The sequence below is a fragment of the Nitrospira sp. SG-bin1 genome, assembly GCA_002083365.1.
Classification (GTDB): domain Bacteria; phylum Nitrospirota; class Nitrospiria; order Nitrospirales; family Nitrospiraceae; genus Nitrospira_D.
Genome location: LVWS01000021.1, coordinates 40,092 through 48,524 on the forward strand (window position 1 = coordinate 40,092; position 8,433 = coordinate 48,524).

General features: G+C 57.8%; 9 protein-coding genes and 1 pseudogene. 6 read left to right on the forward strand and 4 right to left on the reverse strand.

All coding sequences use genetic code 11. The features are described from left to right. Positions 1 to 215 precede the first annotated feature (215 nt). Positions 216 to 2,225 (forward strand): sodium:proton exchanger, encoded by a 2,010-nt coding sequence (locus A4E19_17140; GenBank protein OQW34930.1) that lies wholly within the window; start codon positions 216 to 218, stop codon positions 2,223 to 2,225. On the opposite strand, the gene A4E19_17145 is transcribed toward A4E19_17140, so the two are convergent. After that, on the reverse strand, positions 2,222 to 2,881 hold the full coding sequence (locus tag A4E19_17145) for a hypothetical protein (protein ID OQW34931.1): 660 nt from the start codon (positions 2,879 to 2,881) through the stop codon (positions 2,222 to 2,224). The genes A4E19_17140 and A4E19_17145 overlap by 4 nt on opposite strands. Continuing rightward, positions 2,869 to 3,951: a (2Fe-2S)-binding protein gene (locus A4E19_17150; GenBank protein ID OQW34932.1), complete on the reverse strand. Its 1,083-nt coding sequence runs from the start codon at positions 3,949 to 3,951 to the stop codon at positions 2,869 to 2,871. Before A4E19_17150 ends, A4E19_17145 begins: the two co-directional genes overlap by 13 nt. Positions 3,952 to 4,149: 198 nt before the next feature. Here A4E19_17150 and A4E19_17155 point away from each other — a divergent pair, with 198 nt between their 5' ends. The 5 genes and pseudogenes from A4E19_17155 (at position 4,150) to A4E19_17175 (ending at position 7,496) form a co-directional block, all read left to right on the forward strand. Then, a complete protein-coding gene (locus tag A4E19_17155; GenBank protein OQW34933.1) occupies positions 4,150 to 4,680 on the forward strand; it encodes a hypothetical protein in 531 nt (176 codons plus the stop codon). Between the two features lie 27 nt (positions 4,681 to 4,707). Further along, entirely contained in the window at positions 4,708 to 4,953 is a 246-nt protein-coding gene (locus A4E19_17160) for a SirA family protein (protein ID OQW34934.1), read from the forward strand. 91 nt (positions 4,954 to 5,044) lie between these two features. Next, a pseudogene (locus A4E19_17165) lies at positions 5,045 to 5,941 on the forward strand (hypothetical protein). A 640-nt stretch (positions 5,942 to 6,581) separates the two neighbouring features. Next, on the forward strand, positions 6,582 to 6,776 hold the full coding sequence (locus A4E19_17170; protein ID OQW34935.1) for a 30S ribosomal protein S21: 195 nt from the start codon (positions 6,582 to 6,584) through the stop codon (positions 6,774 to 6,776). Between the two features lie 60 nt (positions 6,777 to 6,836). Then, positions 6,837 to 7,496 (forward strand): endonuclease III, encoded by a 660-nt coding sequence (locus A4E19_17175; GenBank protein ID OQW34936.1) that lies wholly within the window; start codon positions 6,837 to 6,839, stop codon positions 7,494 to 7,496. Positions 7,497 to 7,556: 60 nt separating this feature from the next. On the opposite strand, the gene A4E19_17180 is transcribed toward A4E19_17175, so the two are convergent. After that, positions 7,557 to 7,976 (reverse strand): hypothetical protein, encoded by a 420-nt coding sequence (locus tag A4E19_17180; GenBank protein ID OQW34937.1) that lies wholly within the window; start codon positions 7,974 to 7,976, stop codon positions 7,557 to 7,559. Positions 7,977 to 7,978: 2 nt separating this feature from the next. Then, the gene (locus A4E19_17185; GenBank protein ID OQW34938.1) at positions 7,979 to 8,338 is read right to left on the reverse strand and encodes a hypothetical protein; all 360 of its coding nucleotides are present in this window, start codon (positions 8,336 to 8,338) and stop codon (positions 7,979 to 7,981) included. Positions 8,339 to 8,433: the final 95 nt, after the last annotated feature.

The window sequence follows — 8,433 nt, forward strand, 5'->3', positions numbered from 1 at the left end:
GAGGATTGACCGGGATGGGACGGATGCCGGATGACCAATAGGAAAAACTCCGCCGACATCCTACGTTACTTGTCCCCGCCCTGGTCCTCAGGTATCCTGCGCATCTCCCTCTTTGGGCAGCGGTGGACGGGAGATGGCAGGGAGACGCGCCATCGGTTGCCAAGACACTCATTCGCGTGATGGACATCAGCGAGGAATCGAGTTGAAGACTCGACATGACTGACTACAGCGTGCTCGGCAATCTGCTGCTCATTTACACCGTCTCCATCGCCGTGGTGTTTCTATTCCATCAATTCCGGTTGCCGTCTATCGCCGGATTTCTCGTCGCCGGAGCGTTGATCGGTCCTCACGGGCTCAATCTGATTTCCGATATCGCGACGGTGCAAGTGCTGGCGGAAATCGGGATTGTGCTGCTGCTGTTCACCATCGGCATCGAATTCTCGCTGGTACAACTCACCTCGCTTCGTCGGCTGCTCCTGATCGCGGCCCCGATCCAAGTCGGTGGCGTCATCGCGATTACATGGCTCGGCGGCACCCTGGCGGGCTTACCCGCGTCCCAGGCGATCTTTTGGGGGTTTCTGCTCTCACTCAGCAGCACCGCGATCGTGCTGAAAGCGCTCGCGGCCAGCGGAGACAGCGACTCACCCCACGGGCGAGCCACCATTGGGATCTTGATTTTTCAGGACCTGGCTGTCGTTCCCATGATCTTGTTGACCCCCATTCTTGCCAGCCACGGCGAAGGAACGTTGCCCCTGGTTCTGTTGTCGTTGGGGAAATCCATCGTGGTGGTCGCCTGTATCGTCGCTGCGGCCTGGTATGTGGTACCGAAAGTGCTCGACCATATCGTTCGCAGCCGAAGCCGGGAGCTGTTCCTGCTGACGATCATCGTCATGTGCCTCGGCATCGCCTGGTTGACATCGCTCGGCGGCCTCTCACTGGCGTTGGGGGCCTTCATCGCCGGACTCGTCATTTCTGAATCGGAGTACAGCCATCAAGCCATCGCAGAAGTGCTGCCGTTTCGAGACAGTTTCAACAGCTTGTTCTTCGTCTCCATCGGCATCCTGATGGACTGGCGTATCTTGTTGGAGTATCCGATCGTCGTGACCGGCGTCTTGCTCATCGTCCTGCTCGTGAAGTTCTTCGCCGGCACCGGGGCCGCCCTCGCCGCGTCCGTACCTCCACGATCGGCCGTCATGACCGGTATTGCTCTCGCCCAGGTCGGCGAGTTCAGCTTCATCTTGGCGCAGGTCGGCCTGGAGGATCAGCTTTTGTCCGGACCGCCGTACCAGATTTTTCTGGCGGTCTCGGTCTGTTCCATGATCATCACGCCGTTTCTCATGCAGGTATCCCCGCATCTCGCTCGGCGCGTCGAGGCCATGCAACGGCTTTACCACTGGCTTCCCGGTCAGACCATCGCCCACGTGCTGGAAGCGGAAGGACGGCACCTGCGCATCAAGGACCATGTGATCATCGTGGGATATGGGCTCAACGGGCGCAATCTGGCTCGCGTATTGGGAGAGACGGAAGTGCCCTACATTGCCTTGGATTTGGACGGAGACACCGTGCGCCGGGAAGCGTCCCACGGCTTGCCGCTCTACTATGGGGATGCGACCAATCCCAATGTACTGCGGCATGTCAAGATCGAAGACGCGCGGGTCCTGGTCGTCGCGATCTCCGATCCGTTCATGGCCCGCCGAGCCGTGCAGGTGGCGCGAGGCTTGAACCCGAAAATTCACATCGTGGTGCGGACCCGGTATTTGCGTGAGTTGGAGGAATTGCACCAGCTGGGTGTGGACGACGTCGTGCCGGAGGAATTTGAAACGTCGATCGAAATATTTGCGCTCGTCCTCCGCACCTACAACATGCCGCAAGATTTCATCATGCGAAAGGCCGAGCAGGTTCGTCGCGAAGGATACGCACTCTTACGGCGCAGCGAGCTTCCCGAACTGGCACACCATCTGCGGGGCGGCACCCTCGCCGATGTCGAAGTGGAGACGTGCCGAATCGAGGAAGATTCGCCGGCGGCCGGAAAGACCATCGCCCAACTGGCATTGCGCCCGCGAATCGGGGCGTCCATCATCGCCTTGACCAGAAGCGGCGTCACGGAATCCAACCCGCCGGATAAAACCACGCTTCTTGCCGGCGACATCGTGGTTCTGCTGGGCACACGCGATCAGATCCGACGAGCCATGGGGTTCATATTGGCGAATGGGCGCGGCGGCTAGCGTCCCGTCATGGCTTGGTAGGCCTCATCCAATGTGCCGACCTGAATGAGTTGAACGCGCCGTCGTGCCGCGACCTCCGTCGCACTGATCCAGTCGGACGTGAGCGGCTGGTCACGCGCGACGATGACCGATCGGTAATGCGCATTGGCGGCGGCCTCGATCTTCACGGGTAACCCCCCGACCACATCGAGGCGGCCATCCGGTGTGATCTGGCCGGAGAGGGCGACATCCGGTCGGATCGTATCTCCTCGATAGACCGCCATGATCGCGACCGCGACCGCGGCGCTCGCGCTCATCCCGTCGGTCATCGACGTCACGGAACGATTCTTGATTGTGATCAACCAATCGTTCCCGCTGTCACCCACGGCAGAGGTGACGGCTCGCACGGCGCGACGGGCTCCCTCCTTCCATTCCGCACCGACGATCGATCCTCCTCCGAGATTGACTTCGTTGAACTGAATGGTAGGACCGTCTTGCCCGGCGGCACGATCGAACTGAATCAAGATGTAGTTCACGACACCGGGTAGGCCCTCGCCCTGTATACCCAATGCCGGGACGGTGACGAGGTTGGGACTTCCGGCATGCGACGACATCGCGGGCATGACCGCCAACATGAACGTGCATCCCAGCCCAACTATCGCGATCAGCTTCGCCACCGGAGTGTCACTCGTTCTTTCAGAGGATGATCAAACGGCCGGCCTGTTTGCACGGATACCAGATGAGCCGCCTTGAGCTTGTAATACCATTTCGCCGGCATATCGGCGTCGCCGAGAAACATCGACGAGGGCTTGTGGCGAAGCCCCACCGCCAGGCGTTTCATTGCCCGCTCATCTTGGCTGAGAAACATTTTCGTGAGCGTGCGAAAAATCAGATTGCTGAATGGAAGCCAATGTAGTCCGCGCCAATAGGCGGAAAAATCGATTCGGCATTCCATATCGGACACCGGTGTGGCCATCAACCGATTGGCGACCCAGGCGTTCCCGCATTGCATGAGTTCCACACGCTGGTTCGGCAGCAGAAAGTCGATGGTCGTCGATAACGGCCCCCCATAGATGCGCTCCACCCAGTGAAATGGACCGCTGTTCTTCGCCGGTCGGTGGGCGGTCATCCGGAAGCCGTTCGAGATCGGTTCGAAAATCTTGGTCTTTTCGTGCATCCGTACGTCACTGCGCCACCAGGAGTGGACGTACGGTCCATGGACCGGGTCGATGAGACCGATGATGCCGTCGTCAGGAGTACAGGTGTAGGTCAAGGAAATGTGGAACGACTGCCGAGGTTCCGAGGGTAACGGCATGCGGGGCGCCGAAGGTAATGGGTCGAGAAGACCTCGTTCGTCGGGCAGATACAGCCAAATCATGCCGTCCGTCTCTTCAGCCGGATAGGGCGTCACGCCGATCTTGTCTGTTTGTAGATTACTCTGTTCAGGGAGCGCGGGGATGCGCTGACAGCGCCCCTTCATGTCGAACTGCCACCCATGATACGGACATTCCACCCGTTCACCGTCGAATCGGCCGAAGGACAGCGGCATACCCCGGTGCGGACAGATATCGCGCATCGCTGCAAGATGTCCGGCTCGATCGCGGCAGAGGACGATCGGCAAACCCAACATCTGCAGTCCCTTCATCGTGCCGGGACGCAGGGTATGACTGGGCACGGCTGGGTACCAGAACCCGAAGAGTGGGGCGCTCCTGGAAGCTGCGACTTCAGGTGACGGCTGTTCGATCATGCGGGTCTATCGATTGGGAGGACTCTTGTAGGATAGGTGGCGCGCAACGGTCCAGACTATAACGAGGGTCCGGAGAGAGGTCAAGCAATACGCAGCACCGTAGCGGGGATGTCCGCTTTCTTGACACCCCGAAGGATCACATACTATTCTGTTCATACGCGGAATGCGCGTTGACGATGCGATGTCAGGAGTAAGAACATGATCTCCACACACATAGAGCCGACCGCCACGTTGGTACAGCTGCAAGAATCCAAACCGGAACGGGTCACGATCGTGTTGTTGAGCGGTGATCTCGATCGGGCGATGGCGGCTTTCATTATCGCCACCGGGGCCGCCGCGATGGGGATGCAGGTGACCATGTTTTTTACGTTTTGGGGGTTGAATACGATCCGAAGAAGGGGCGCCACAAGTTCGGCAAAAGATTGGCTGCGAAGGATGTTCGGGCTGCTCAATAGAGGCGGCGCCGATACCTTGCCCTTGTCCCGATTCCACTTCGGCGGGTTGGGAACGAAGATGATGCAGACGGTGATGAAGCAAAATCGGATGCCGGGCGTGCCGGAGTTGATGCAAACCGCCTTGGATCTGGGCGTACGGTTCATCGCCTGCACGACCACGATGGGACTCATGGGCATCACCAAGGATACGTTGATCGACGGCATCGATCAGTTTGCCGGCGTGACCACGTATCTGGCGGAAGCCAAGCAGGGTAGCGTCAACCTGTTCATTTGAACCGTCCACTGCCACAAGGGTGTCTTCATGATGCAAGCCGATGTCAAACTCGATACATTGGGATACTTCTGTCCGATGCCGATTATTCTCACCTCCAAGAAAATCAAGGAATTGGCATTAGGTCAGGTCCTGGAAGTTCTGTCCGATGATGAGGGAATCAAGAAAGACATGCCGGCTTGGTGTGAAACCACGGGCCATCAAATGATGGGCCTGGAAGAGGAACAAGCCAAGTCGGGACGAATCTATAAAGCCTTCGTCAAGAAAGCGAAATAGCCGGCCTCCTGTACGGGAGGCAGCTCAGTCAGAAGCCGGAAGGACGATCGTCAGTCCTCCGGCTTTTTCATGTGCACTCACAATAACACCTATGGATCGGATCGTGGAATGTGTCCCCAACTTCAGTGAAGGTCGGGATCCGTCGACGATGCAGGCGCTGATCGATGCCGTCACGTCGAGACCCGGTGTGGTGGTTCTAGACCACTCGATGGATACCGATCACCATCGGTCGGTGTTGACCTTCTGCGGGACCCCGGACGCGATCGTCGAGGCGGCCTTCCATGCCGTTCGGATCGCAACAGAACTCATCGACCTGCGCGCGCACGTCGGAGTACACCCCCGCATAGGGGCGACGGATGTCGTGCCATTCATCCCGATCAGGGGTACGACGATGCAGGACTGCATCCAGCTCGCCAAGCGACTGGGAGAACGGGTCGGACGTGAATTGGGCATCCCTGTGTTCCTCTATGAACGCGCCGCAAGCCATGCGGACCATGTTCCATTGGAAGCAGTCAGACGAGGAGGGCTTGAAGGCCTGGCTTTCCGGATGGAGTCAGATCCCCATTGGATCCCCGACTTTGGTCCTCCTCGACTGCATGACAGTGCGGGAGCCATTGCGATCGGCGCCCGACCTCCGCTGATCGCCTACAATGTCAACCTCCGCTCGACCGACGTGGACCAGGCACGCTCCATCGCCCGAGCCGTCCGCCATTCAAGCGGCGGGTTGCCATCCGTGAAAGCCATCGGGGTGGAACTATCCAGCCGGGGCATGGTGCAAGTCGCCATGAATTTGACCGACTCCCTCGCGACACCCCTTCTGGCCGCGTTTCAGCTGGTGAAGACCGAGGCCACGAAACGTGGAATAGAGGTGGCTGGAAGTGAACTGGTCGGATTAGTCCCCCAAGCGGCATTGGACCAGGCGGCGGCGGCTTCGCTGCAGATCGATCGATTCGATGCACGCCAGGTCCTCGAGACAAGGCTCGCTGAGGCCATGTCCGGCAGCACTGAGCGGGAATATACCCTTCCAGGTTTTCTTGCCGCGGTCGCTGACGCCAAACCGACACCAGCCGGCGGCAGTGTCGCGGCATTCGTAGGCGCCTTGGCGGCTTCTCTAGGCGTATTAGGCGCACGTCTCGGCGGACAATCGGAGAAAGAGCAACGACTACTTGAACTGAGTCGCCGGCTCCATCGGCTAGTTCAAGCCGATACGGAGGCCTACAACGGGCTAATGGAGGCTTACAAGAGGTCCAAACAACATCCTGATCGTCCTGAGGCGATTTCCGTTGCACTCCAACGGGCTACGGAAATACCGATGGAAATGGCGGATCTCACCTGCAAGGTTGCGAGATTGCTCCACACATTGCGTGAGACAGCCAAACCGGCGGTCCGGTCTGATCTCACGGTGGGCTTAACCCTCGCAATTGCCGCCGCGCACGCAGGTCTTGTGACGGTGCATACCAATGTACTCTCTCAGAAAAATCATGAGTTTATAGACACTATGCGACTGAGAATCGCCAAGCTCACCGAAAGCCTTGAGGAACTCAAGGTGTTGTGCTAGACTCCGGCGCCGGATCACTGGAAACCATAAGCAGCAGGCTTGTTGCCTGAGAAAGTCGAAAAGCAATCGGATGGAAATCAAGGTCTTCAACAACAACGTTGAAAAAGCTCTGAAAGTTGCCAAGAAAAAGCTCGCCGGCGAAGGTCTGTTCCGCGAACTCAAGCGCCGCCGTTTCTACGAGAAACCCAGCGTACGGAAGAAGGCCAAGCAACGCGAAGCTCAACGGCGCCGACAGAAGTGGTTGTCAAAACGGAAGCCTGACTAGTTCGTCGTCGGGGTCTGCCGCTCATCTCACCAGCCTCCTCCTCGTTCGTGACCTATCTCCATGCGTCAGGAGCAACTCCATGCCGCCATCCGTATCGTCAAGCGGGAAATTCGTCGTTGGCAAGAGCCGGTCGTCGGGGTCGTAGCCAAGGAATCGGACCGGGATCCCTTTCTCATTCTGATTTCCACTCTCCTCAGTTTGCGGACTAAAGACAGAACGACCAGAGAAGCCGGCGACCGACTGTTTGCCTTGGCTCGCACACCGGCAACGATGTTGATGTTACCGTTGAGGAAGTTGGAAAAGGCGATCTATCCTGTAGGATTCTATCGGACGAAAGCCAAGGCGATTCACCAAATCTGCCGCCGGTTGATCGATCAGTATGGCGGCAAGGTACCGGACTCCATCGATGACCTACTCACCTTACCGGGGGTCGGACGGAAAACAGCCAATCTGGTTGTGACGATTGGATACGGCAAGCCAGGAATCTGCGTGGACATTCATGTTCACCGGATCAGCAATCGCTGGGGCTATATCAACACGAAGACCCCGGAGGAGTCTGAACAGGCCCTCCGACGGAAGCTGCCGAAACAATACTGGATCATCTACAACGATCTTCTCGTCCCCTATGGGCAGAACCTATGCCTTCCGGTGTCACCATTATGCAGCAGGTGCAAGTTGATTGAATTATGCGATCGAGTGGGGGTTACAAGGTCGCGCTAGAAGCGGACGTTAAACGTGAGTCGTTCATCGCAAAGACCTCAAAAGATTCACGGACAACGTTCAGATGAACAGTTTGGTTTCCGCCTCAGCGGTCATCGAAAGGATCGCCGGCAGGCCCAGCACCTCATCGACATGCTTTTCGACCGCCGTACTATCGACCCCCATATACTCTAATCCGGCGCTGCAGGCGATCAGCCGCAGTTTTCCGACGTGCTTGGCATCTTGCAGCATTTCCGAGATCTTCGGTACCTTTTTCTCTTGAAGCAGCCGGGCCACCTCCTCGGCCGACCCCGCATATTCCGGCGGGAAATCGATCTGATCGATCTTCCCTTCCGCGAGTTTTTTGATCGTCCAGAACAACAAAACGATGATCACGTCCTTGCCCATCGCGGCCGCCGTCATGCCGAGCGTCGCAACCTGATGCAGCTTATCGTACGTGGCGTTGTGGGCGAAAATGACGAACTTCGGTTGAGTGGGCATACCTACTTCTTCCGCGCGCGGGCTTTCACGCTGTTGACATAGTCCGCAATCGTGGCCTCCACTTCATCGGCTGTCATCGGCCGATCATGCGTTTCGCTTTCATCAATCAGATATTGATCGTGTTCTTTTTCCTGCTTCAGAACGACCGCGTTTTCAGGAGTGACGTCGACCAGCATGAACCATTCTTTCGCGCCCTGTGAAATGATGACCTGTTTACCGGCCCCTTTCTTGGTGACCTCGATCTGAAGGTCATCTCCCGTATCAGCGTCCGCCCGTGCCGACCATACAAGCGACGTGCACCAGGACAGCGAGATCATGATCAGGAGCCGCGAGGCCGTGGAAGCGAACCCGTTCCGATCCATACCGAGGCTCCATGTTCGGTGATTATAACGATCAGGTACGACGGCGTAAACATCGAGGAGCCTCGGTGATGTAATCTTCTCTGTGTAAAAGACGA